Source organism: Paracoccus marinus (assembly GCF_007018965.1).
Lineage (GTDB): Bacteria > Pseudomonadota > Alphaproteobacteria > Rhodobacterales > Rhodobacteraceae > Paracoccus > Paracoccus marinus.
On the sequence record NZ_VJYZ01000033.1, the window covers coordinates 191,131 to 214,085 of the forward strand.

The following is a 22,955-nucleotide window of genomic DNA, read 5'->3' on the forward strand; positions in this document are numbered from 1 at the left end:
CTGAACGGCGCGCGCGCATGGGCGAAAATCGCGCGCCTGTCCATCTGCCGTTTATCAACTCGCGGCGGCGGATCCGGCGCCGCCTGTCCCGGGTTGGCCGGTGCCATCGAAGCCCAAGGTAGCCATGCCCGCCAGAACCGCCAAAGATACCGCCGCCGCCGATCGCAGGCCCACCCACCCCCGCATGGGCAACGCCGAGACGGCGGCCGCGCTGGCCGCGCTGCTGGCGGACGGCGACGTGATCTTCGCCGCCGGGACCGAGGCGGAGGCGACTTCGGTCGCCCGCTCGCTCGCCGCCGCCGCGCCGGACGCCGCGGTGGTGTTCCTGCCCGACAGCGATGCGCTGCTGGCGCAGGACGCCCCGGCCTCGCCCGCGAACATCGGTCTTCGCAACACGGCGCTCGTGCGGCTCGACGAGCTTGCCGCGCAGTCCGATCGCGCCCCCGTCGCGCTGGTCACGACGGGCGAGGCGCTGGCCTGCGCGTTCCCCCGGCCCGGCGCCGCCCGCGACACGATGCTGACGCTTGCGACCGGCGACGCGGCCGAGGACGAGGCGTTCGTCGCGGACCTCGTCGCGATGGGCTATGTCGAGGACAACCGCGTGGACGAGCCGGGCGAGGTGGCCTTGCAGGGTCAGGTCGTCGATATCTTCCCCGGACAGGCCGAGGACCCGGTGCGGATCGAAATCGAGGACGGCCGGATCGTCCAGATCAGCCGCTACGACCTCATCGACCAGCGCACGGTCGAGGACGTGGCCGACGTCACGGTCGCGCGCCTGACCGAATTGCCGCTGACCGACGATTCTGCGGCGCTGATCGACCACCTGCCCGACGCGCGCATCGTCCTGCCCCGCACGGCCGAGCGCAGGCGCGCGCAGATGCTGGCGCTCGCCGACGAGATCGAGGGGGGCGAGGGTCGCGTCAGGCGCAGGCTTCTGGCCGAGGCGGACTGGCGTGACCGGCTGGCCGGGCGCGAGATCGTGACGCTGCCGCCGGGCGGCGAGCCGCCGCCGCGCTTCGTGGAAGGCAAGGCGCCGCTCAAGGCCTTTGCCAAGGCGGCCAAGGCCGCGATGGCCGATGGCGAGCGGGTGGTGCTGCTGGGGGCCGAGCGCGACCTGCGGTTCCTTGCCCGCCGCGCGCCGGCCGTTCTGGGGCAGGACGCGCGCGAGGTGGAAAGCTGGGCCGAGGTGGTCGCGGCGGATGCGGGCAGCGTCCTGTCGCTCGCCATGCCGTGCGGGCGCGGCTTTCGCCGCGACGGCGTGCTGGCCGTCGCGGCGGCGGACCTGCTGGGCAGCCGCGCGCGGCGCGACGACACGGGCCGCACGGGCGGGCCCGCCACGCTCGAAACGGTGGACATCGCCATCGGCGACGTGGTCGTCCACGAGGAACACGGGATCGGCGTCGTCGCCGGCATCGAGGCGCTGCCCGCCCCCGAAGGCGTCGAGGATCCGGGCGACGCGATCCGCCTGACCTATGCGGACGACGCCGACCGGCTGGTTCCGGTGGCGCAGGCCCACCAGATCTGGCGCTACGGGGCCGAGCCCGAGGCGGTGACGCTGGACCGGCTGGACGGGTCGAGCTGGCGCAAGCGCCGCGCCGGGATCGAGGCGGCGGTGGCCGAGACGGCGGCGGGCCTGGCCGCGCTGGCGGCGGAACGCGAGACGCGGACAGCGCCGGTGTTCGACCCCGACCCGTCCGACTACGAACGCTTCGCGGCCGGGTTCGCGCACAGCGAGACCGCCGACCAGGCCCGCGCGATCGAGGCGGTGCGCGACGATCTCGCCTCGGGCAAGCCGATGGACCGGCTGGTCGTGGGCGACGTGGGCTTCGGCAAGACCGAGGTCGCGCTGCGCGCCGCGGCCATCGCGGTGCTGGCCGGGCGGCAGGTCGCGGTCGCGGCGCCGACGACCGTCCTCGCCCGCCAGCATATCGAGGAGTTCACCCGCCGCTTCGCCACGCTGGGCGTCAAGGTGGGCGGGCTGACGCGCCTGACCTCGGCCGCGGACCGCAAGGCGGTGCTGGCGGGGATCGCCGACGGGTCGGTGCGGGTGATCGTGGGCACCGGCGCGGTGGCGGGCAAGGGGGTCGAATACAAGGACCTCGGCCTTGTCGTGATCGACGAGGAACAGCGGTTCGGCAACGCCGACAAGGGCAAGCTGCGGGCGCTGTCGGCGGGTCATGTCCTGACGCTGACCGCGACGCCGATCCCGCGCACGCTGCAGACCGCGCTCATCGGCCTGCAGCAGCTGTCGGTGATCGCGACCGCGCCGGGACGGCGGCAGCCGATCCGCACCACCGTCGCCGAATACGACGCCGGGATGCTGCGCGCGGCGCTGCTGCGCGAACGGGCGCGGCGGGGGCAAAGCTTCGTCGTGGTGCCCCGCATCGGCGACATGGACGCAATGGCCGCGACGCTGAAGGACCTCGTCCCCGACCTCGGCGTGATCGCCGTCCACGGCAAGCTGCCCGCGGCGGACATCGACGAGGCGATGGTCCGCTTTGCCGGCGGCGACGGCGACGTGCTGCTGGCCACCAACATCATCGAGGCGGGGCTGGACGTGCCCCGCGCCAACACCATGATCGTCAGCCGCGCCGACCGCTTCGGCCTGTCGCAACTGCACCAGCTGCGCGGGCGCGTGGGACGCGGCAACCGGCGCGGGCAGATGGTGATGTTCACGGACGAAGGGGCCGAGATCGCGCCGCGCACGCTCAAGCGGCTTCAGACCCTCGCCTCGCTGAACCGTCTGGGCGCGGGGTTCGAGATCAGCGCCCGCGATCTTGACCTGCGCGGGGGCGGCGACATCCTGGGCGACACGCAGGCCGGGCACATGAAGCTGATCGGGGTCGATCTGTATCAGCAGTTGCTGGCCGATGCGCTGGACACGCTGCGGGGCGAGCCGTCCGAACGCTGGACGCCCGAGCTTGCCATCGGCGCGCAGGGCCGCCTGCCCGAGGACTGGATCGCCGACGACGACATCCGGCTTGGCACCTACATGCGGCTGGCCCGGCTTGACGAGCACGACGAGGTGGACCTGGTCGCGGCCGAGCTTGAGGATCGGTTCGGCGACATGCCCGATGCGGCGCGGGCGCTGATCGCGGCCACGCGCCTGCGCGCGGACGCGCGGCGGGCGGGCATCGCGAAGCTGGGCGCGGGTCCGGCCGGGATCGCGCTGCACCTGCGCGAGGGCGCGGCGCTGCCCGGCGCGCCGGGCGACTGGGGCCGTGACTGGGGCCTTGAGGACCGCGACGGCGTGATGGTGCTGCCCGAGGCGATCGACGATCCCGCCGCGCGGCTCGACCGGGTCGCGGCGCTGCTGCGCGACCTTGCCGGTGCAGCGGGCGCGGCCGGTGCGGGGGATGGCGACGGGGCGTGATCCCGCCGCGCCGCGCCACCTTCTTCAGCGCGGGGGCGCGGTCCCCTGCGCCGTCCTGGTGCCCCGTGCCGGCTTGCCCGGCCGGTCGGGCCGGACCCCGAACACCACGCAGTAAAGCGCCGGCACGAACAGCAGCGTGACCAGCGTGCCGGCGATGATCCCGCCCATCATCGCATAGGCCATCGGCCCCCAGAACACCTGCCGCGCGATCGGGATCAGGGCAAGGCTCGCCGCCGCCGCCGTCAGCAGGATCGGGCGGGCGCGGCTGTCTGACGCCTCGTACATGGCGTCCCAGCGCGAATGGCCCGCCTTCAGCAGGTTCTGCGCCTCGTGGACGAGGATGATCGAGTTGCGGATCAGGATCCCCACGAGCGCGAGGATCCCCAGGATCGCCACGAACCCCATCGGCACCCCGAACGGCACCAGCGTCGCCACCACCCCGATCAGCCCCAGCGGCGCCGCGGCAAAGACGATGGCGGCAAGCCGCACGCTCTGCATCTGCGCCATGACCAGCACCGCCATGATGAGCAGCATCAACGGCACCACCGCCGCGATCGGCGCCTGGCTTTCGGCCGAGGATTCGACCGAGCCGCCGATCTCGACCTTGACCGACGGGGGCAGGCTGTCGGTGTATTCCGCGACCGCGTCGGTCAGCGCCGTTACGATCGTCGCCGGCTGGTCGGCGGTCGAGATGGCGGCCAGCACCGTCGCGGTGGGGCGGCCGTCGCGCTGCATGATGAGCGGCTGCTCGGTCCCGTATTCCAGCCGCGCCAGCGAGGCGAGCGGGATCGGCGTGCCGCTGGGCGTCGAAAGCTGCAGGTTCTGGATCGCCTCGATCGACTGGCGGTTCGCGGCGTCGCCCCGCGCGATCACGTCGATCAGGTAGATGTCGTCGCGCAGCTGGGTGACGGTCGTGCCCGAAAACAACGCCGCCAGCGCGCCCGAGATCGCCTGGCTGGTGATCCCGACCCGCCGCGCCTGATCCTGATCGACGACCACGCGCACCACGCGCGCAGGCTCGTTCCAGTCCAGCGAGATGTCGCGCAGCCGCGGCTCGCGCGCCAGCACGGCGGCCAGGCCCCGGGCGGCGTCCCGCGCCTCGTCCATGTCGGACGAGGTGACGCGGTACTGCACGGGCTTGCCGACCGGCGGGCCGATCTCGAGGTTCTTGACGAACACGTCCGTCCCCACCAGCTCGCGCCCCGCCATCTCGCGCAGCTTTTCCTTGAGCGCGTCGCGTTCATCAAGGCTGTCGGTCTGGATCACGATCTGGCCCATGAAGGGCCCCGGCGTCGGCACGTCCATCGCCAGGATGAAGCGCGGCGCGCCGGTGCCGACATAAGTCGTCCAGAACGCGGGCTCCTCCTGCTGGGACAGGAACGTCTCGATCTTGTCGATGGTGGCCTGGGTCTTGGCGATCGACGCGTTCTGGCGTTCGTTCACGTCGACGATGATCTCGGTCCGGTCCGAGGTCGGGAAGAACTGCTGTTCCACGAACTGCATGCCCCATACGGACGCGCCGAACAGGACAAAGGTGATCGCGACCGTGATCCACTTGAACCGCATCGCGGTACGAAGAAGGCCGCGAAAGGCGCGCCGAACGGGTCCGGCCTGCGCGGCGTGGTGCGCCATCCGCTTGGGCAGCAGCGCGACCCCCAGCACCGGCGCGAACAGCACCGCCACGACCCAGCTGACAACCAGCGACACCGCGATCACCACGAACAGCGAAAAGGTGAACTCGCCCGCCGCCGACGAGTTCAGGCCGATCGGGATGAACCCCGCCACCGTCACCAGCGTGCCCGTCAGCATCGGCGCCGCGATCGAGGTCCAGGCGTAGCTTGCCGCGCGGTCGATGGTCTCGCCTATCTCGAGCCGCGAGATCATCGTCTCGATGGCGATCATGGCGTCATCGACCAGCAGCCCCAGCGCGATGATGAGCGCGCCAAGCGAGATGCGCTGCAGCGTGATTCCGTAGATTTCCAGGATCACGAAGGTGATGGCCAGCACCAGCGGGATGGTCAGCGTCACCACGAAGCCCGCGCGGAAGCCAAGGCTCACGAAGCTGACGATCAGGACGATGCCCACGGCCTCGGCCAGCGCGCGGATGAAGTGACTGACCGCCTCGGTCACGACGTGGGGCTGGTCGGCGGTCTTGTGCATCTCGATGCCCACCGGCAGGTCGGCCGCGACCGTGGCCATCAGCGCGTCGAGTTCGGCCCCGAAGGTCTGGATGTTTTCGCCCTGCCGCATCGCGACCTGAAGCCCGATCGCCTCTTGCCCGTTGAAGCGGAAAAGGGACTCGGGCGGATCGGTGTAGCCGCGCCGGACTGTCGCCACGTCCGACAGGTTGAAGAAGCGGTCGCCGATCCGCAGGTTGACCTCGGCGATGGCGCGGGCGTCGTCGAACTGGCCGCCGACCCGGACGAGGATCAGCTCGGGCCCCGACTGGATCATCCCGGAAGCCGAGATCGCGTTCTGCTGCGCCAAAGTGTCCAGCACCTCCTGCTGGTTCAGGCCGAGCGCGGCCAGCCGCGAGGGCGAGAACTCCAGATACACGATCTCGTCGCGCTCACCCAGAAGCAGGGTCTTGCCGGCGGCGGGCAGGCTCAGCACCTCGTCGCGGATCGATTCCACCCGGTCGCGCAGCTCGCGCAGGGGATAGCCGTCGCTCGTGAAGGCATAGATGTTGCCATAGACGTCGCCGAAATTGTCGTTGAACTGGACGCCCGCGAACTCCTGCGGGAAATCGGGGCGGATGTCGCCGATCATCTGGCGGACGCGGTTCCAGATCTCGGGCACGTCGCGGCTGCGGGTCGTGGGCAGCAGCTCGACATAGACGACCGAGCGGCCGGGCATGGTGACCGAGCGGGTGAAGTCCAGCTCGTCCAGCTCCTCCAGCTTGGTCTCGATCCGGGTGGTGACCTGCTTGACCGTTTCCTCGATTGTGGCGCCGGGCAGGGCGGCGGTGATGACCATCGTCTTGATGGTGAACTGCGGGTCCTCCTCGCGGCCGAGGCGGGTGTAGGCGAGCGTGCCCGCGATCATCGACACGACCAGCAGGAACCACACGAACGAGCGGTGGTGCAGCGCCCAGTCGGACAGGTTGAAGCCGCCGGTGGCGGGGGTGGCGGGGGCCGGGGTGGAGCCGGGGGGCGCATCGTGGGGCGCGCCGTCGCGGGCGGGCGCGGAGCCTGCGCCGGGCGCCGGTGCTGCATCGGGCGCGGTGGGCCGGTCCTGCGGATGATCCGCGCGAGGGTCGCGGCGGGGCTGGTCGTCTTGTGTCGTCATGGTTCCACCGCCCGGCCCACGGCCTGGCCTTCCTTCAGCGAATTGACACCGCGGGTCACGACCTCGGTGCCCTGTTCGATCCCGCCCGTAATGAGGACGCGGCCCGCGAAGGCCGGGCCGGTCGTCACGTCGCGCAGCGACACCGTCGCCTCGTCGCCCGCGCGCGTGACCACCCAGACCCGCGCCGTGCCGTGGTCGTCGGTGCCCGCGCCGGTCTGCGTATCCGGCTGCGCGCCCGGCTGCGTCCCGGCCTGCGCGCCCACCAGCGCGCCTTCGGGCAGGGTCAGGACCGTGCCGTCCTCGCGCCCGCGCACGGCGCGGATCAGCGCGCCAAGGCGGAAGCCCGCGGGCTCTTCCAGCGCCAGGTGGACGCGGCGGGTGCGGGTCGCGGCGTCGGCCAGGGGTTCGATCCGGTCCACGCGCGCGGGCACCGCGCCGGTCCGGTCGGACCCCGACACCACCACGAAGGCGTCGCCGGGTTCCAGCCCGGCAAGCTGCGCCTCAGGCAGGTCGATCACCGCCTCGCGTTCGTTGAGCGAGGCGAGCGTCAGCACCGGCTCGCCCGCCGACACGACGCTGCCCGGATTGCGCGCGACCGCGCTGACCAGCCCCTCGAACGGGGCGGTCATGTCGGCCGACCCCAGCGCGTCGAGCGCGCGCGCCAGTTCCGATTCCGCCTGCCGCTGCGCGGCTTCCGCCGCCGCCAGCCCGCGCTCGGCTTCCTCAAGCTGCGCCTCGCTCGTCACGTCGCGGTTGTTGAGCGCCCGGGTCCGGTCGGCGGTCGAGCGTGCGGTCGTCAGCTGCACCTCGGCCGAGGCGAGCGCCGCGCGTGCCGCGCTCACGTCGGCCTGCAGGTCGTCGGGGTCGAGCCGCGCCAGCACCTGCCCGGCGGTCACCTCGTCGCCCACGTCCACGGGCCGCTCGATGATCGTGCCCAGCGTCTCGAAGGCAAGGACGGCCTCGGTCCGCGCGGCGATGACGCCCGGGACCGACTGCTGCAACGCGGGCAGGTCGGTCACGATCTCGGTCACGACCGGGCGTGGCGGGCCGGGGGGCGGCGTCTCGGTTTTCTTTGCCCAAGGCAGGGTGAAGGCTGCGGCGGGCGCGGGCAGGATCGCCGGCGCGGCCGGGAACAGGAACACGGCCGCCAGGGCAGCGGCGGCGCCGATCGGGCGGCGCGCGGGAACGAAGCGAAGGGGCCGGGTCATGGGGTCGCCTTTGGCTGCGCGGTCGCCGGTGGGGCGGCGGTCGTGGCGCCCGCCGCGCCGGCACCGTCGTCCGCGTGTTCCGGCCGGACCGGTTCGTTCGGGATCGCGTCGGACGGCGCGACGGGGCGGCCGGGGAACAGCATCTGCGAGCCCGCGCCGACCACCCGCTGGCCCGGGGTCAGCCCGGAATCGATCAGCACGATCCCGTCCTGGAACCGCTCAATCACCACCGGCGCGATCGCGACGCGCCCGTCCTCGCCGACGACCCAGACCGCCGGTTCGCCCGCGTTGGCGGTCAGCGCGGTCCACGGCACCTGCATCCCGCTGCCGTCCGGCACCGCGATCTTGCCCCGCACCGACGCGCCCAGCAGCGCGGTGTCGGTCACGGCGTCGTCGATCCTGACCGTGACCTCGACCGAGCCGGTGGCCGCGTTCACCAGCGGGTCCACGTCGCTGACCACGCCGGTCATTTCGCGGTCGGGCAGGTCCAGCGGCACCAGCGACACGCGCGACCCCACCGCATCGTCGAGCAGCGGCGAGTTCGGGGTCTGGAACACCGCGTCAAGGCCCGACAGCACCGCCAGCGACAGGACCGTCTGCGCGGGTCCGACGATCTGGCCCGGTTCGGCCACGCGGTCGGTCACCACCACGTCCTGGGGGGCGCGCAGCACGGTGTCGTCCACCGCCCGCCGCGCCTGTTCCAGCGCGCTCGTCGCCTGCGCGACGCCGCCCTCGGCCGAGGACAGCTGTTCGGCGGCGGCGTCCCGCGCGGCACTGGTGCCGACGCCGCGTTCAAGCAGCGCGACCGCGCGGTCGGCGGCCAGCGCCGCCTGGTCGCGCACCGCGACCGCGCTGTCGAGCGAGGCTTGCGCCACCCCCAGCGCCTGTTCCTGCTGGACCGCGTCGGTCCGCGCCAGCGGCTCGCCCTGCCTGACGGTGTCGCCGGCCGAAACCAGCACCTCGGTTACGCGCCCGCCCAGCCGGAACCCCACGTCGAGGCTGTCGCGCGCCTCGATCGCGCCGGTCAGGACGAAGTCCATCGCCACCGGCGCCTGCGTGACGGTGACGATCTGGACCTTGAGCGGCGCGCCGGATTGGGGCGCGGCATTCGCGGGCGCGGGGGCCGCGCCGCCGCCGTCCGTTCCGGATGCGTCCTGCGCGGGGGCGGGCTGCGCCGCGGCAATTGCGGCTGTCAGGGCCGCGACGATCCACGGTGTCGCCGTCATGATCGAAATGTCCTTGAATCTCACAATCCGCTTCCCGATCGGCCAACGCATTCTAATCCTGAAAGCCCAGGTCCAGCCCGAGGCTGTCGATATATTCGACGACCAGGGCGCGGATCGCGGGCAGGTCGTCGGGGAAGCGGGCGGGGCGAACCGTGACGGTCATGCGCCCGGCACGTGGATCTTGCCCAGCAGCGGCAGGTCGTCGGCCGGGCTGACGCTGTGGCGCTCGATCATCCGGTGGACCACCGGGTCGCCCTCGCCCCGGTGCAGGGCGCGCAGCTGCACGGTGACCTCGGCGTCGGACTTGGTGCGGCGCAGGTTGTGGCGGACGTAATCGTCCCAGGTGGCGATGTGATCATACATTCCCCAAGTGGCATGCCGTCTGACGTGAGTTTCGCCTGAATCCGACCGCAGGACAATCATTTTCCGTCCCGAGCGGCGTCGTCGGGCGCGCAAGGCGCTGAGACAGGGCAGATCGGCCCGCGAAGCCGCCGTGTTGTGCCCTGGTGGCGGTGTTTTTCAGCGCAGCGGACAGACCCATCCTGCCGTTTTCGTTCAGTTTGGGCGTGGATGGCGGTCATGCGCATAGCGGAGGCGCTCGCAATCGGCGGATGGCGGCGAGGATGGCGCGGACCATCGGACCGGTGACGGCCACCTCGGCCAGCTGGAAGGTGATGGCGCGGGCATGGCGGACGACACGTGCCCCGATCTTGATCAGCTTCAGTTGCAGGCTGGTCAACGACCAGTCGGCCATCGTCTCGGGCAACTCGATGCAGCGCAAGAAGATGGCCAGGTTGTAGGCCAGCGCATGCAGTTGCAGTCGCACCTCATTGTCGCGGAACTTCCGGCATGACAGCCGCGTCCAGTGGAAGGCATATTTACCTTCCTTGATGTGCTGCTCGGCGGTGCCGCGCTGGTTATAGAACCGCACCACCCAGTCGGGCTCCATCGGCAGGTTGGTGACGATGAAGCCGACACGCGGGAACAGTTCGCCCGGATGCCATTCGATCTTGGCGATCACCCGGCGTTCCTTGTCCCAGGATGCCGCCTGATACTCGAAGTCTTCGTAGAAGCGCTTGACCTTGGTCAGCGAAGGTCGCCCGACAGGGCGCGTCAGCCGATGCGCGATCTTCTCGCGCAGGACGTTGTTCGCAGGCAGCCGGATGGCGTAGAAGAATCGGGCTTCTTCCAGCCGCTCATAGATCGCGGGGATCGCGTAGGCGGCGTCAGCCCGGAAGAACCGGCCGCAAAGGTCGCGCTCCGCGTAGCGGGCGATGACGGGGTCGAGAACGTCCCGCCAGCCATCGGCGCTGTGGACGTTGCCATGGCGCAAGGCGCAGCGCTCCAGCATGCCGAACTGGTTGAACAAAAAGTTCGGGTGATAGCAGGTGCAGTCGAAATGCCCGTTCCAGGCCGCGCCCTCCTGATCGCCATGGGTGGGGCTGACCGAACTGTCCATGTCCAGAACGATGTACTTCAGCCCGTTACGGTCATGGAACCGGTCGATCCATTGGCCATTCAGGTCGGCCAGCGCGGCACGGTTCTCGGGCTGTGCCAGTGTCTCGGTCTCGAACCGTCCCATCTGCGAGGCCGAGGCCGCTTGCGCATCGACAGCCCTTCCACCCACGACCTGGCGCATCACCGGATCGAGGGCCAGGCGGTCGGCGTCGTTCACATCCTCGTATCCGGCCAGTCGCCCGAACACCGATTGCCGGAACAACCCGTCAAGCCGGTGGACCGTGTTCTTGCCGCGCCGGGTGTCGCGCAATGCTTTTGCCGCCAGATCGGACAGCCCGAGCGCGTCATCCAGCTCGCGCATCACCAGCAGGCCGCCGTCGGAACTGAGCTGCGCACCTCGGAACTCCACATGCACCCGGCGGTCGAACTCGACCCGATCTGCCCGCTTCGAACCCGCACCCTCTGGGTGATCCATCAAACGCGCCCCTCACGGCCATCAACACCATGATTTATATCGGAAATATTGAGATCCTGACAGCAAAATCAGCGATTTACTTGGGGAATGTGGGTCTAATGCCCAAGACGCCGCGACGCGCTTTGCGACGTTGCGTCCCGATGTTCCTCGGCCCATGCCGCAGGCCCCGGCCCTCACTCCATCCCGTTGAGCAGCGTCGCGCCGTCGCGCGACTCGATCTCCACCACCCACAGGTCGGGGTCCTGCGCCGCCTCGCGCGCGATCCGCGCGTCGATCTGTGCCTCGGCCCCGTCCAGCACGGCCCGCCACGGCCGCAGGTCGGTCTGGAAATCCCATTCCCTCAGCCACAGCTGCGCGGTTCCGTCCAGCCGCGCCACCTTGACCGCGACCGCCCCCGCCGTGTCGTCGCCCCGCCGCAGCACGTAGGCCGGGATCGTCCGCTGCCCCAGCCGCGCCAGATAGGCGGCCACCCAGATCCCCGAGGCGAGGCGGGGCGCGGTCATCCTTCGGGGTCGCCGTCGCGGAAGTCGAGGCCCATTTCAGTGTAGCGCTCGCGTTCCTCAAGCCAGTTCTCGCGCAGCTTGACCTGCAGGAACAGGTGGACCGGGCGGCCCATGAACTCCATCAGCTCGGCGCGGGCGGCCTGGCCCACGGCCTTGATCGTCTCGCCGCCGCGGCCCAGCACGATGCCCTTGTGGCCGGGCCGGGTGACGTAGACGAGCTGGTCGATCCGGGCGCTGCCGTCGGGCTGTTCGGCCCAAGCCTCGGTTTCCACCGTCAGCTGGTAGGGGATTTCCTCGTGCAGCCGCAGGGTCAGCTTTTCACGCGTGATCTCGGCCGCGATCATCCGCATCGGCAGGTCGGCGATCTGGTCCTCGGGATAAAGCCACGGCCCTTCGGGCAGGGTGCCCGCGAGCCAGCCCAGAAGGTCGCCGGTGCCGTGGCCCCGCTCGGCCGAGATCATGAAGGTGCGGGCGAAGTCGTATTCGGCGTTCAGCCGCTGGCTGAGCGCCAGCAGCTCCTCGGCCTTTACGCGGTCGATCTTGTTGATGGCGAGCGCGACCGGGGTCTTGCCCGCGCGCTCGCGCAGGTCGGCAAGGATCGCGGCCACGCCGTCGGTCAGGCCGCGATGCGCCTCGACCAGCAGGACGATGATGTCGGCGTCGGCGGCCCCGCCCCAGGCGGCGGCGACCATGCTGCGGTCGAGCCTGCGGCGCGGGCGGAAGATGCCGGGCGTGTCCACGAACACGACCTGCGCGCCCCCGTGCATCGCGATCCCGCGGATGCGGGCGCGGGTGGTCTGGACCTTGTGGGTCACGATCGACACCTTGGCCCCCACCATCCGGTTCAGCAGCGTGGACTTGCCGGCGTTGGGCTCGCCGATCAGGGCGACGAAGCCCGCGCGGGTCGGGCCGTCATGGGGGGGTGTTTCGGGGCCGGACGGATCGGGGGCGCCTTCGGTGCCGCCGTCGCTGATGCCGGACGCGTCATCGTTGGGGGTCGGGGTGTCGTCGTCGGTCATGTGTTGATCCTCGGTCGTGCCGGGCCGTTCAGCGGACCGCGCGCCGCGCGGTCGGCCGAAGGTCGGCTCAATCATAACGTGGAACGCGGGCCGGGGCGCGCGCTCATTCGCGGCCCTCGATGCTGTCCAGCAGCGCCTGCGCGGCGGCCTGTTCGATGCTGCGCTTGGTGCCGGCGCCGGACGCCTCGGCGTGGCTGCCGTCGTCAAGCACCGCGCTGATGCGGAAGTTCGGGGCGTGGTCGGGACCGGAGCGTTCCAGCACCTCGTAGCGGGGCGGGGGCATGCCTTGCGCCTGCGCCCATTCCTGCAGGGCGGTCTTGGGGTTGAAGGCCGCCGCCTCGGCCCCCGACAGCCGCCCGCCCCACAGGGTCAGGATCACGCCCCGCGCGACCTCGAACCCGCCGTCCAGATAGACGGCGGCCAGCACCGCCTCCATCGCGTCGCCCAGAAGCGCGTCCTTGCGGCGGCCGCCCGTCTTCATCTCGGACCGGCCCAGCTTCAGCGCGTCGCCCAGCCCGATCTCGCGCGCGACCTCGGCGCAGGTCTCGCCGCGCACCAGCGCATTGTAGCGCGGCGCAAGCTGGCCTTCGGTGGCGTCGCGGTCGGCCGACAGCAGCGCCTCGGCCATGACGAGGCCCAGGACTCGGTCGCCCAGGAACTCCAGCCGCTGGTTGTCGGGGCGGGTGGCGGAGGACAGCGATCCGTGGGTGAGCGCCCGCACCAGAAGCTCCGGCCGGGCGAAGTCGTGGCCCAGTCGCTGGCAGAAGGCGCGCAGGTCGGATCCCAGCTTCACGCGGGCCCTCTCAGTCGATCGCCTTGAGGAAGCGGTCGGCGCGCCAGGTCCAGAAATACAGCAGCGACGATCCCGCGGACGAGAAGATCACCCGGTCCGCGCGGCCGATCAGGTTTTCCGCGGGCACCATGCCGACGCCGTCCTGCATCGGCGTGAAGCGGCTGTCGAGCGAGTCGTCGCGATTGTCGCCCATGACGAAGTAATGCCCCGGCGGCACCTCGAACACGCCGGTGTTGTCGGCCCGGGGCGACAGGCCCACGTTCAGCACGTCGTGCGAGGGGCCGCCCGGCAGCGCCTCGACCGAGCGGGCCTTTTCGCAGACGCCGCCCGCGGCGACCGGCTCGTCCGCGCACAGCGGCACCTTGGCCTGCGGGCCCTGCGGTTCCTTGACCTCGGTGAAGGTCCCGGCGGGGGTCTGCACGGCTTCCTGCCCGTTGAGGAACAGGACGCCGTTGCGCATCTGGATCTTGTCGCCCGGCAGGCCGATCAGCCGCTTGATGTAGTCGAAGTCGCCGGACGGGTGGCGGAACACGACCACGTCGCCGCGCTTTGGCTCGGACCCCAGCACCCGGCCCGAGATCGGGCAGGCGCCGAACGGGCAGGAGTACTGCGAATAGCCGTAGGCCATCTTGTTGACGAACAGAAAGTCGCCGACCAGCAGCGTGTCCTTCATCGAACCGGACGGGATCCAGAAGGGCTGGAAGAACAGGGTGCGGAACACCGCGGCGATGATCAGGGCCCAGAACACCGTCTTGACGGTATCCCACAGGCCCTCTTCGCGTTTCGCCGTCTTGCGTGCCATCCTGTCCCCGGACCGTTGCGTCGATATCGGGCGTTCATGGTGCCCCGGGGGCCGGAAAGTCAAGGCGCGGCGGCTGCGGGGGGCCCGCGCGCGGCGTCACTCCGCCGCGGCCTGCTCGGCGCCAAGGAAGCCGCCCGACTGCCGGTTCCACAGCCGCGCGTAAAGACCGTCGCGGTCCAGAAGCTGGGCGTGGCTGCCCATTTCCACGATCCGGCCCGCGTCCAGGACCACCAGCCGGTCCATCGCCGCGATGGTGGACAGGCGGTGCGCGATCGCGATCACGGTCTTGCCGCGCATCAGCCGTTCCAGCTGGGTCTGGATCGCCGCCTCGACCTCGCTGTCGAGCGCGCTCGTCGCCTCGTCCAGCACCAGGATCGGCGCGTTCTTCAGCGCCACGCGGGCGATCGCGATCCGCTGGCGCTGGCCGCCCGACAGCTTGACCCCGCGCTCGCCGACATGCGCGTCAAGGCCGCTGCGGCCGTGGGTGTCGCGGAGGGCCGGGATGAACTCGTGCGCCTCGGCAAGGGCGGTCGCGGCGGCGATGTCGGCCTCGGTCGCGTCGGGGCGGCCATAGGCGATGTTCTCGCGCACGGACCGGTGCAGCAGGCTGCTGTCCTGCGTCACGACGCCGATGCTGGCGCGTAGGCTTTCCTGCGTGACCGTCGAGATGTCCTGCCCGTCGATCAGGATCCGCCCGCTTTCGACGTCGTGGAACCGCAAAAGCAGGTTTACGAGCGTGGACTTGCCCGCCCCCGACCGCCCGACTAGCCCGATCCGCTCGCCCGGCGCGATGTTCAGCGTCAGGTCGTCGAGCACCGCCATCTTGGGCCCGTCCGCGTCCTTTTCGCCGCCGTAGCGGAAGGTCACGTTCTGGAAGCTGACCGCCCCGGGGCCGGCCAGCAGCGGTTTCGCGCCCGGCGCGTCGCTGACGACGCGGGGCAGGGCAAGGCTGGTGATCCCGTCGCGGACGGTGCCGATGTTTTCGAACAGCGCCGCGAACTCCCACGTGATCCAGTGGCTCATCGCGTTCATCCGCATGGCGAGCGGGATCGCCACGGCGGCGGCGCCGATCGCCACATGCCCGTTCAGCCACAGCCACAGGCTGACGGCGGTGGTCGCGCCCAGCAGCGCCGTGTTCAGCAGCGTCAGCGACATGTCGTTCGTCGCGGCAAGCCGCATCTGCCGGTAAACGGTCTGCAGAAAGTCGTCCATCGACTCGCGGGCGTAGGTTTCTTCCCGCTCGGAATGGCTGAAAAGCTTGACCGTCGCGATGTTGGTATAGGCGTCGGCGACGCGCCCGGTCATGCCGGCGCGCGCGCCCGCCTGCGCCTCGGCCGCGCGGCCGAGCTTGGGGATCAGGACCGACAGCAGGAACCCGTAGCCCACGCCCCAAGCCGCGAACGGCAGCGCCAGCCGCCAGTCCTGCTGCCCGGCCACCAGCAGCGCGCCCGCGAAATAGACGAAGACGTAGATCGCCACGTCCACGATCTTCATCGCCACCTCGCGCACGGCCAGCGAGGTCTGCATCAGCTTGGTGGCGATCCGGCCGGAGAACTCGTCCTGGAAATAGCTGATCGACTGGCGCAGCAGATAGCGGTGCGCCTGCCAGCGGATCCGCTGCGGAAAGTTGCCCAGCAGCGTCTGGTGCATGACCAGCGCCGACAGGATGCTGAGCCCGGGCAGCCCGATCAGCAGCAGCGCCGCCATCCAGAACAGCCGCCGCCCCTCGACCGCCATGAACGACGCGGGATCGGCATCGGCCAGCCGGGTCACCAGCTCGCCCAGATAGCCGAACAGCGTGACCTCGCCCGCGGCGATCAGTCCCGACAGAAGCCCCAGCACCGCCAGCCAGCCGAGCATCCCGCGCGAATAATGCAGCACGAACCCCCACAGGCTGCGCGGCGGCATGGCGGGGCGTTCCTGCGGATAGGGGTCGATGCGGCGTTCGAACCAGCTAAACATTGCGGGCTTTCCCGGCCCTGCGGGCCGTCGGCTGTCATGTGTGACGTGAGGTATGATCGGGGGTGCAGTTGGGGTGCCTGTCCGGGCGGTTCAAGTCAAGTCCCGGCCGGCCGCGGTGCCCGCCCGCCGGGCGAGGCGGCGCGGGCGGCGGCGCGAAAGATTGCCCGGAACGACACGGAGGCCGCGGCGTTGGTCGGGCGACACAGCCGTATTTCCCACAGGAGCATGACATGGCGACGATCAAGAACCTGAAAGACCTTTACCTCGATGGCGTGAAGGACCTTTACAGCGCCTGCAAGCAGTCGATCCCCGTCACCGAAGAGATGGCCAAGGCGGCCAAGAACGCCGACCTGAAATCGGCGCTGGATGCCAGCGTCAAGGGCACCCGCGAGGGGATGGCCTCGATGGAAAAACTGGCCCGCGCGCATGACGAGGATCCGGCCGGCGAACATTGCAAGGGGATGGAGGGTCTGGTCGCCGAGGCCCGCAAGCACGCGCTGGAAACCGAGTTCGAAGACGACGACACGCAGGACGCGGCGATCATCGCCCAGTACCAGCGCCTCGCCCACTACGCGATCACCGGCTACGGCACGCTGAAGGCCTGGGCCCAGCGGCTGGACCTGGCCGAGGACAGCAAGGTGCTGGATGAGGCGACCGCCTCGACCTACGAGGGCGACGAGACGATGACCAAGATCGCGGTCAAGGGCGGCGTCAACAAGGCGGCGATGTAAGTTCGCGGCGAAGGATGCAGGGGCGCGCCGTCCGGGCGCGCCCCTTTTCCATGCGATGCGGCGGATCGGTGGCCGAACGTCCGGCGGCGGATCGGGCTGGACAGACGAGCGGCCGCCCGCGCCTCAAAGATGCCGCGTCTCCGGCGCCTCGTTCCACCAGTTGTCATGCGCGCCGTCGGCCCAGTGGATCGGGGCGGCGATCAGTTCCTCTTCGGTCGCGTCGTCCAGCGTGGGGACAAAGACCTGCATGAAGCGGCCGCCCATCTGCTCGATGTTTCCCGCCGACCACAGCCGCGTCCCGCAGCGGCGGCAGAAGGTGTTGTGCATCTCGGCCCCGTCGCTGCGCGGCGTGTCGGCGACCAGATCGGCCCCGGTCAGCAGCCGCAGCCCGTCCGGGTCGGGCAGGCGCATTTCCCAGTAGCGCGTCTTTCGGCAGAAGCTGCAGTTGCAGCGCATGGTGCCGTCGGCCAGATCACCGTCGGCCTCGAACGTGACCCCGCCGCAAAAGCAGCTGCCGTGATACGTCTTCATGCGACCGCCTCCGTGGTGCCGTCCGGGTTCGCGCCGTGGAACACGGCCTCGATGTTGTTGCCGTCGGGGTCCAGCACGAACGCGCCATAGTAGCCCGGGTGATATTCCGGCCGCGGTCCCGGCGCGCCGTTGTCGCGCCCGCCGGCGGCCAGCGCGGCGGCGTGAAAGGCGTGCACGGCGGCGATGCCGTTCGCCGCGAAGGCGACGTAGGTTCCCCCGGCCGCGCGCTTGCGGTCGTCGATCCAGAACTCGGGCTTGGTGCCCGAGCCGTAGCCCGGCTTGACGCCTTCGCCGCCGGTCTGGTCTGCGGTGACTTCCATCACGATCCCGAAGCCCAGCGGTGCAAGCGCCTGGTCGTAGAACCGGCGCGAGGCGCCGATGTCAGCGACCCGCAGGCCGATATGGTCGATCATCATCGTCGGGTTCCTTCATCATGATAAAGGCAGACTGATCGGTGCATGCTGACAGTTCACGTCAGCAATCTTCCCGGACGGCCCTAAGGGGGAATGCGCGCGGCCGGCTCAGGCGACCACGGCGGGCTTTTCCCCGGCATCCGCCGCACCGTGGAACACCGCCTCGATGTTGTTGCCGTCGGGGTCCAGCACGAACGCGCCATAGTAGCCCGGGTGGTATTCCGGCCGCGGTCCCGGCGCGCCGTTGTCGCGCCCGCCGGCGGCCAGCGCGGCGGCGTGGAACGCCTGCACCTGCGCCTCGTCCACTGCGGTGAATGCCACGTGGGCGCCCGTCGTGGCGGCGCGCGTGTCGCCGATCCAGAACGCATCCTCGCCGTCGCGGCCGTAGCCCACATGCTTGCCGGCCCCGCCCCATTCCGAGGCGTCGAGGACGTGCATCGCGGTAATGCCAAGCGGCGCGAGCGCCGCATCGTAGAACGCCTTGGCGGTGTCAATGTCCGACACGGCAAGGCCGAGATGGTCGATCATGCGCGTTTCCCTCTCATGCGGTTGCGCCTGCGCGAGACGAGGACACCGCAAGCCCTGCGTCAAGACCCGACGGACAGGGGCGCGTCCTCTCCCTCGTATGCGCGCGGGCGGATGCGCCCGCTGGACGCCCGCGGCCAAAAGAAAACGGCCGCCCCGAAGGACGGCCGTTCGATGTGCTGGATCGTCGGATCCGCCTCGGACCCTCGCTTACGCGATGATCTTCGACACCACGCCTGCGCCGACGGTGCGGCCACCCTCGCGGATAGCGAACCGCAGCTTTTCTTCCATCGCGATCGGGGCGATCAGCTCGACCTCGAACTTCAGGTTGTCGCCCGGCATCACCATCTCGGTGCCCTCGGGCAGCTTCACCGTCCCGGTCACGTCCGTCGTGCGGAAGTAGAACTGCGGGCGGTAGTTCGCGAAGAACGGGGTGTGGCGGCCGCCTTCTTCCTTGGTCAGGATATAGGCCTCGGCCTCGAACTTGGTGTGCGGGTTCACCGACTTCGGCTTGCACAGCACCTGCCCACGTTCCACGCCGTCACGGTCGATGCCGCGCAGCAGGACGCCGACGTTGTCGCCCGCCTCGCCGCGATCCAGCAGCTTGCGGAACATCTCGACGCCGGTGCAGGTCGTCTTCTTGGTGTCGCGGATGCCCACGATCTCCAGTTCGTCGCCGACGTTGACCGCGCCGCGCTCGATCCGGCCGGTCACCACCGTGCCGCGGCCCGAGATCGAAAACACGTCCTCGATCGGCAGCAGGAACGGCTGGTCCACGGCGCGCTCGGGCGTCGGGATGTACTCGTCGACCGCCGCGATCAACGCACGGATCGAGTTCTCGCCGATCTCGGCGTCGCGGCCTTCCATCGCCGCCAGGGCCGAGCCCTTGACGATCGGGATGTCGTCGCCGGGGTAGTCGTAGGAGGACAGCAGCTCGCGCACCTCCATCTCGACCAGCTCCAGCAGTTCCTCGTCATCCACCTGGTCGACCTTGTTGAGGTACACGACCATGTAGGGGATGCCGACCTGGCGGCCCAGCAGGATGTGCTCGCGCGTCTGCGGCATCGGGCCGTCGGCGGCGTTCACAACCAGGATCGCGCCGTCCATCTGCGCCGCGCCGGTGATCATGTTCTTCACGTAGTCGGCGTGGCCGGGGCAGTCCACGTGCGCGTAGTGGCGGGTGTCCGATTCGTATTCCACGTGCGCGGTCGAGATCGTGATCCCGCGCGCCTTTTCCTCGGGCGCGCCGTCGATCTGGTCGTAGGCCCGGAACTCGCCGAAGTACTTCGTGATCGCCGCCGTCAGCGTCGTCTTGCCGTGGTCGACGTGACCGATCGTCCCGATGTTGACGTGCGGTTTCGTCCGTTCGAATTTTGCCTTTGCCATCATGGCCTCCTGGTGACGGGCGGCGGCGACTCCGCCCCCTCGAAGAAACATCGCCGCGACTTATAAGCGGGCATGGGAAAAATCAAGCGCCACCGCGTGGCGCAGAAGGGACCGTCATGGACCGGATGGGCACGGCCGCCTCGACCCCGCGGGGGGACCCGGAACAGCTGCTGCGGGCGCTGTTCAGGGCGGCGGTCGAACGGGCCGATCCGATGCGTGTCGTGCCCGCGCATCTGCCGCCACGCCCGGACGGACGGGTGATCGTCGTCGGCGCGGGCAAGGCCGCCGCGCGGATGGCCGAGGCGGTCGAGGCGGTGTGGGGCGCGGGCGGCGAACCGGTCGAGGGGCTGGTGGTCACCCGCTACGGCCACGCCCGGCCCACGCGGCGCATCGAGGTGGTCGAGGCCGCCCATCCGGTTCCCGACGCCGCGGGCGAACGCGCGACCGAACGGATGCTGGCGCTGGTCCGGGGTGCGGGCGAGGGGGATCTGGTGCTGGTCCTGATCTCGGGCGGGGCCTCGGCCCTCCTGGTCGCGCCCGCGCCGGGGATCACGCTCGCCGACAAGGCGCAGGTGAACGCAACGCTTCTGGCGAGCGGGGCGCCGATCGACCGCATCAACCTGGTCCGCAAGCACCTGAGCCGGGTCAAGGGCGGCCAGCTTGCCGCCGCCGCCTGGCCCGCGCGGGTGCTGTGCCTGATGATCTCGGACGTTCCGGGCGACGATCCGGCGATGATCGGGTCGGGGCCGACGGTGGGCGACGGATCGAACCCTGCCGATGCCCGCGCCGTGCTGGACCGCTGGCGGGTGGCGGTCCCGGCCGGCGTGACGGCGGCGCTGGCGCAGGGTTCCGGCGTGGTTCCGCCCGGCGACCCGCGGCTCGCACGCACCCGCAACGAGGTGATCGCCGCGTCCGCGCAGTCGCTGGACGCGGCGGCGGACGTGGCGCGGGCGGCCGGGTGCGAGGTCCGCATCCTCGGCGACCGGATTGAGGGCGAGGCGCGCGAGGTCGCCCAAGCCCACGCAACCCTCGCGCTGCGCGAGTGGGCGGCGCGACGGCAGGGGGACGCGCCGCTGGTGCTGCTGTCGGGGGGCGAGCTGACCGTGACCCGGCGCGAAGGCCGGACTGGTGACGGGACAGGCGACGGGACCGGCGACGGAATCGGGGGACCGAACGCCGAATACGCGCTGGCGCTCGCGGTCGCGCTGGACGGCGCGGCGGGCATCCACGCGATCGCCTGCGACACCGACGGGGTGGACGGGGCGGCCGAGGTCGCGGGCGCCGTGATCGGGCCGGACACGCTGGTCCGCGCGCGCAGCTTTGCCCGCGATCCCGTCCGCGCGCTCGACCGCCACGACGCGCACGGGTTCTTCGCCGCGGTCGGCGGGCAGGTCGTGACCGGGCCCACGCTGACGAACGTCAACGATTTCCGGGCGCTGCTGATCCTGCCGCCCGACGCGCCAGAAGGCCGAGCGTGACCGCCGAACCTGGGGGTCGAAACCGGCGGCCGGAACTGGGGGGCGGAACGGGCGTTCGGTCCGCGACGCATCGCGGCCCTTCGTGCCGCCCCATCAGGATCGGAGCCATCCATGTCGATGATGAAATCACTCGCCCGGGTCGCCGCAGGCGTGATGCTTGCCAAGGGCATCGGAACGATGATGCAGCAACAGCCGGGCCGCCCCGGCGAAGGCGGGATGGGTCAAGGCGGCCGGACCAGCCGTTCCACCGGCGGCGGGCTGCTGGGTGAACTGCTGGGCGGCGGTCGCGGTGGCGCGTCCAGCGCCGGAATGGGTGGCGGTCTGGGTGGCGGTCTGGGCGGCAGCCTCGGCGGGGCGCTGGGTGGCGCGGCAGCGGGCGGCGGCCTGGGCGGCATCCTGGGGCAGGTGCTTGGCGGCCGGACGGCGGCCAATCCGGGAACCGGGCGCCCCTATGGCGGCCAGGCGGGCGACCGCACGACTGGGCACGCCGATGCGGGGCATACTGCGGGACACGCGACTAGCCACGCGACTGGCAGCGCTTCGGGCGGGCTTGGCGGGCTGATCGACGGCTACATGCGCCGTGCCGCGACTTCGCGCGGGGCCGGTGCCTCGACGGGCGCTTCGACGGGTGCTTCGGCCGGCGCGGGCGGCGGTCTGCTTGGCGGGTTGCTGGGCGGCGCGGCGGCCGGGGGCATGCTGGGCGACCTGCTGCGCGGACCTGCGCGCCACGGCTCGCAACCCCAGAACGACCGTTCGTTCGGCGAGCTGTTCAACGACTCGCTCGCGACCCAGGACGAACCCGAGGTCGCCCCGACCCCGGAACAGAACGCCGTCGCGGGGCTGATGCTGCGCGCGATGCTGCAGGCGGCCAAGTCGGACGGCAAGATCGACGACGCCGAAAAGCAGCGCCTGCTGAGCCAGATCGGCGATCTGGACGACGAGGACCGGCAGTTCATCCGCGACCAGATGGCCGCGCCGGTGGACGCGCAGGCGCTGGCCCGCGACGTGCCCAAGGGGCTGGAAACGCAGGTCTACATGATGTCGCTGCTGGCGATCGACTTCGACCACGAGGAAGAAGCCCGCTATCTGCGCGAACTGGCGCAGGCGCTGGGTCTGCAGCAGGACGCGGTGAACGATGTCCACGAGCAGGTGGGCGTCCAGAACCTGAACTGAGCCGGGGCGATCCCGCCCCGACCGAACCGCCGCCGCCGCACGCTTGCCTCACCGCAACGTGATGGTGGCGGCGGCGACTTCGGGGGCAAGCTTGCCCTCGCATCACGCAGCCGAGGAGCCAACGCATGCGCCCGATCCACGCCGCCGTCATTGCCCTTATGCTTGCCCCTGCCGTTCCGCTGGCCGTCGCGGCGCAGGACGGCGCGTCCCCCGCCGAGCAGGCGGTCGAGGTGCGGCACGGCTACATGACCGCCCTGTCGCTGAACATGGCGCCGCTGGCCGCGATGGCCAAGGGCGACGTGCCCTATGAGGAAGCGACGGCCACGATGCACGCCCGCAACCTCGCCGCGCTCGGCGCCTACGGGATCGAGATGCACTTCCTTCCCGGCTCGGCCAAGGGCGAGGTCGAGGGCAGCAACATGCTGCCCGAGGCGGTGCAGAACCTCGATGACGTAGCGGCCAAGCACAAGGCGCTGGCCGATGCCACCGCCGCCGCGCCGGCGGGCGTTGTCGGCGGGCAGGAACAGGTCGCGGCGGTCCTCAAGTCCATCGGGGGCACCTGCAAGGCCTGCCACGACCAATATCGCGGCAAGTGACGCGCCAAGCCGCCC

The 22,955-nt window shown here is 70.7% G+C and carries 19 protein-coding genes; 5 read left to right on the top strand and 14 right to left on the bottom strand.

The features are described from left to right. Positions 1 to 124: 124 nt before the first annotated feature. Positions 125 to 3,373 (top strand): helicase-related protein, encoded by a 3,249-nt coding sequence (locus FNF32_RS13155; protein WP_221930732.1) that lies wholly within the window; start codon positions 125 to 127, stop codon positions 3,371 to 3,373. A gap of 24 nt (positions 3,374 to 3,397) precedes the next feature. Here FNF32_RS13155 and FNF32_RS13160 read toward each other — a convergent pair whose 3' ends face one another. From FNF32_RS13160 to FNF32_RS13205, 10 genes are all read right to left on the bottom strand, one after another. Continuing rightward, on the bottom strand, positions 3,398 to 6,661 hold the full coding sequence (locus FNF32_RS13160) for an efflux RND transporter permease subunit (RefSeq protein ID WP_131673932.1): 3,264 nt from the start codon (positions 6,659 to 6,661) through the stop codon (positions 3,398 to 3,400). Further along, entirely contained in the window at positions 6,658 to 7,869 is a 1,212-nt protein-coding gene (locus tag FNF32_RS13165; RefSeq protein ID WP_131673933.1) for an efflux RND transporter periplasmic adaptor subunit, read from the bottom strand. The genes FNF32_RS13160 and FNF32_RS13165 overlap by 4 nt, the downstream gene beginning before the upstream one ends. After that, complete coding sequence (locus tag FNF32_RS13170) at positions 7,866 to 9,095, bottom strand: efflux RND transporter periplasmic adaptor subunit (protein WP_131673934.1); 1,230 nt, start codon at positions 9,093 to 9,095, stop codon at positions 7,866 to 7,868. The genes FNF32_RS13165 and FNF32_RS13170 overlap by 4 nt, the downstream gene beginning before the upstream one ends. 159 nt (positions 9,096 to 9,254) lie before the next feature. After that, positions 9,255 to 9,569 (bottom strand): MFS transporter, encoded by a 315-nt coding sequence (locus FNF32_RS13175; protein ID WP_143796687.1) that lies wholly within the window; start codon positions 9,567 to 9,569, stop codon positions 9,255 to 9,257. A gap of 103 nt (positions 9,570 to 9,672) precedes the next feature. Then, positions 9,673 to 11,028 carry an IS1380-like element ISKpn23 family transposase gene (locus FNF32_RS13180; protein WP_003168745.1) on the bottom strand — a complete coding sequence of 452 codons (1,356 nt, stop codon included), beginning with the start codon at positions 11,026 to 11,028 and terminating at the stop codon, positions 9,673 to 9,675. A 173-nt stretch (positions 11,029 to 11,201) separates the two neighbouring features. Next, complete coding sequence (locus FNF32_RS13185; RefSeq protein ID WP_131673935.1) at positions 11,202 to 11,531, bottom strand: DUF1491 family protein; 330 nt, start codon at positions 11,529 to 11,531, stop codon at positions 11,202 to 11,204. Then, a complete protein-coding gene (gene era / locus FNF32_RS13190; protein WP_131673936.1) occupies positions 11,528 to 12,550 on the bottom strand; it encodes a GTPase Era in 1,023 nt (340 codons plus the stop codon). The genes FNF32_RS13185 and era overlap by 4 nt, the downstream gene beginning before the upstream one ends. 103 nt (positions 12,551 to 12,653) lie before the next feature. After that, complete coding sequence (gene rnc, locus FNF32_RS13195; protein WP_131673937.1) at positions 12,654 to 13,343, bottom strand: ribonuclease III; 690 nt, start codon at positions 13,341 to 13,343, stop codon at positions 12,654 to 12,656. Between the two features lie 10 nt (positions 13,344 to 13,353). Further along, positions 13,354 to 14,145, bottom strand: coding sequence for a signal peptidase I (gene lepB / locus FNF32_RS13200; protein WP_131673938.1), 792 nt, complete (start codon positions 14,143 to 14,145; stop codon positions 13,354 to 13,356). A 96-nt stretch (positions 14,146 to 14,241) separates the two neighbouring features. Continuing rightward, positions 14,242 to 16,107, bottom strand: a complete 1,866-nt coding sequence (locus tag FNF32_RS13205; RefSeq protein WP_131673939.1) for an ABC transporter ATP-binding protein — start codon at positions 16,105 to 16,107, stop codon at positions 14,242 to 14,244. 230 nt (positions 16,108 to 16,337) lie between these two features. On the opposite strand from FNF32_RS13205, the gene FNF32_RS13210 reads away from it, so the two are divergent. Next, the gene (locus FNF32_RS13210) at positions 16,338 to 16,838 is read left to right on the top strand and encodes a DUF892 family protein (RefSeq protein WP_131673940.1); all 501 of its coding nucleotides are present in this window, start codon (positions 16,338 to 16,340) and stop codon (positions 16,836 to 16,838) included. 123 nt (positions 16,839 to 16,961) lie between these two features. On the opposite strand, the gene FNF32_RS13215 is transcribed toward FNF32_RS13210, so the two are convergent. From FNF32_RS13215 to tuf, 4 genes are all read right to left on the bottom strand, one after another. After that, positions 16,962 to 17,369 (bottom strand): GFA family protein, encoded by a 408-nt coding sequence (locus FNF32_RS13215; protein WP_131673941.1) that lies wholly within the window; start codon positions 17,367 to 17,369, stop codon positions 16,962 to 16,964. Then, complete coding sequence (locus FNF32_RS13220; protein WP_342778059.1) at positions 17,366 to 17,785, bottom strand: VOC family protein; 420 nt, start codon at positions 17,783 to 17,785, stop codon at positions 17,366 to 17,368. The genes FNF32_RS13215 and FNF32_RS13220 overlap by 4 nt, the downstream gene beginning before the upstream one ends. A gap of 105 nt (positions 17,786 to 17,890) precedes the next feature. Next, positions 17,891 to 18,310, bottom strand: a complete 420-nt coding sequence (locus FNF32_RS13225; protein ID WP_131673942.1) for a VOC family protein — start codon at positions 18,308 to 18,310, stop codon at positions 17,891 to 17,893. 207 nt (positions 18,311 to 18,517) lie between these two features. Further along, positions 18,518 to 19,693 carry an elongation factor Tu gene (tuf, locus tag FNF32_RS13230; RefSeq protein ID WP_131673279.1) on the bottom strand — a complete coding sequence of 392 codons (1,176 nt, stop codon included), beginning with the start codon at positions 19,691 to 19,693 and terminating at the stop codon, positions 18,518 to 18,520. Between the two features lie 116 nt (positions 19,694 to 19,809). Between tuf and FNF32_RS13235 the strand changes: the two genes are divergently transcribed. From FNF32_RS13235 to FNF32_RS13245, 3 genes are all read left to right on the top strand, one after another. Further along, positions 19,810 to 21,171, top strand: coding sequence for a glycerate kinase type-2 family protein (locus tag FNF32_RS13235; RefSeq protein ID WP_425467912.1), 1,362 nt, complete (start codon positions 19,810 to 19,812; stop codon positions 21,169 to 21,171). Between the two features lie 111 nt (positions 21,172 to 21,282). Further along, positions 21,283 to 22,344 carry a tellurite resistance TerB family protein gene (locus tag FNF32_RS13240; protein ID WP_131673943.1) on the top strand — a complete coding sequence of 354 codons (1,062 nt, stop codon included), beginning with the start codon at positions 21,283 to 21,285 and terminating at the stop codon, positions 22,342 to 22,344. 125 nt (positions 22,345 to 22,469) lie between these two features. Then, positions 22,470 to 22,940 carry a c-type cytochrome gene (locus tag FNF32_RS13245; RefSeq protein ID WP_131673944.1) on the top strand — a complete coding sequence of 157 codons (471 nt, stop codon included), beginning with the start codon at positions 22,470 to 22,472 and terminating at the stop codon, positions 22,938 to 22,940. The last annotated feature ends 15 nt before the right edge of the window (positions 22,941 to 22,955 follow it).

What these genes read in the sequence shown, in the direction of transcription:
- FNF32_RS13155 (WP_221930732.1), top strand. Translation starts at nt 125, where the DNA reads ATGCCCGCCAGAACCGCCAAAGATACCGCCGCCGCCGATCGCAGGCCC.
- FNF32_RS13160 (WP_131673932.1), bottom strand. Translation starts at nt 6,661, where the DNA reads ATGACGACACAAGACGACCAGCCCCGCCGCGACCCTCGCGCGGATCAT.
- FNF32_RS13165 (WP_131673933.1), bottom strand. Translation starts at nt 7,869, where the DNA reads ATGACCCGGCCCCTTCGCTTCGTTCCCGCGCGCCGCCCGATCGGCGCC.
- FNF32_RS13170 (WP_131673934.1), bottom strand. Translation starts at nt 9,095, where the DNA reads ATGACGGCGACACCGTGGATCGTCGCGGCCCTGACAGCCGCAATTGCC.
- FNF32_RS13180 (WP_003168745.1), bottom strand. Translation starts at nt 11,028, where the DNA reads ATGGATCACCCAGAGGGTGCGGGTTCGAAGCGGGCAGATCGGGTCGAG.
- FNF32_RS13185 (WP_131673935.1), bottom strand. Translation starts at nt 11,531, where the DNA reads ATGACCGCGCCCCGCCTCGCCTCGGGGATCTGGGTGGCCGCCTATCTG.
- era (WP_131673936.1), bottom strand. Translation starts at nt 12,550, where the DNA reads ATGACCGACGACGACACCCCGACCCCCAACGATGACGCGTCCGGCATC.
- lepB (WP_131673938.1), bottom strand. Translation starts at nt 14,145, where the DNA reads ATGGCACGCAAGACGGCGAAACGCGAAGAGGGCCTGTGGGATACCGTC.
- FNF32_RS13205 (WP_131673939.1), bottom strand. Translation starts at nt 16,107, where the DNA reads ATGTTTAGCTGGTTCGAACGCCGCATCGACCCCTATCCGCAGGAACGC.
- FNF32_RS13210 (WP_131673940.1), top strand. Translation starts at nt 16,338, where the DNA reads ATGGCGACGATCAAGAACCTGAAAGACCTTTACCTCGATGGCGTGAAG.
- FNF32_RS13215 (WP_131673941.1), bottom strand. Translation starts at nt 17,369, where the DNA reads ATGAAGACGTATCACGGCAGCTGCTTTTGCGGCGGGGTCACGTTCGAG.
- FNF32_RS13220 (WP_342778059.1), bottom strand. Translation starts at nt 17,785, where the DNA reads ATGATGATCGACCATATCGGCCTGCGGGTCGCTGACATCGGCGCCTCG.
- FNF32_RS13225 (WP_131673942.1), bottom strand. Translation starts at nt 18,310, where the DNA reads ATGATCGACCATCTCGGCCTTGCCGTGTCGGACATTGACACCGCCAAG.
- tuf (WP_131673279.1), bottom strand. Translation starts at nt 19,693, where the DNA reads ATGGCAAAGGCAAAATTCGAACGGACGAAACCGCACGTCAACATCGGG.
- FNF32_RS13235 (WP_425467912.1), top strand. Translation starts at nt 19,810, where the DNA reads ATGGACCGGATGGGCACGGCCGCCTCGACCCCGCGGGGGGACCCGGAA.
- FNF32_RS13240 (WP_131673943.1), top strand. Translation starts at nt 21,283, where the DNA reads ATGTCGATGATGAAATCACTCGCCCGGGTCGCCGCAGGCGTGATGCTT.
- FNF32_RS13245 (WP_131673944.1), top strand. Translation starts at nt 22,470, where the DNA reads ATGCGCCCGATCCACGCCGCCGTCATTGCCCTTATGCTTGCCCCTGCC.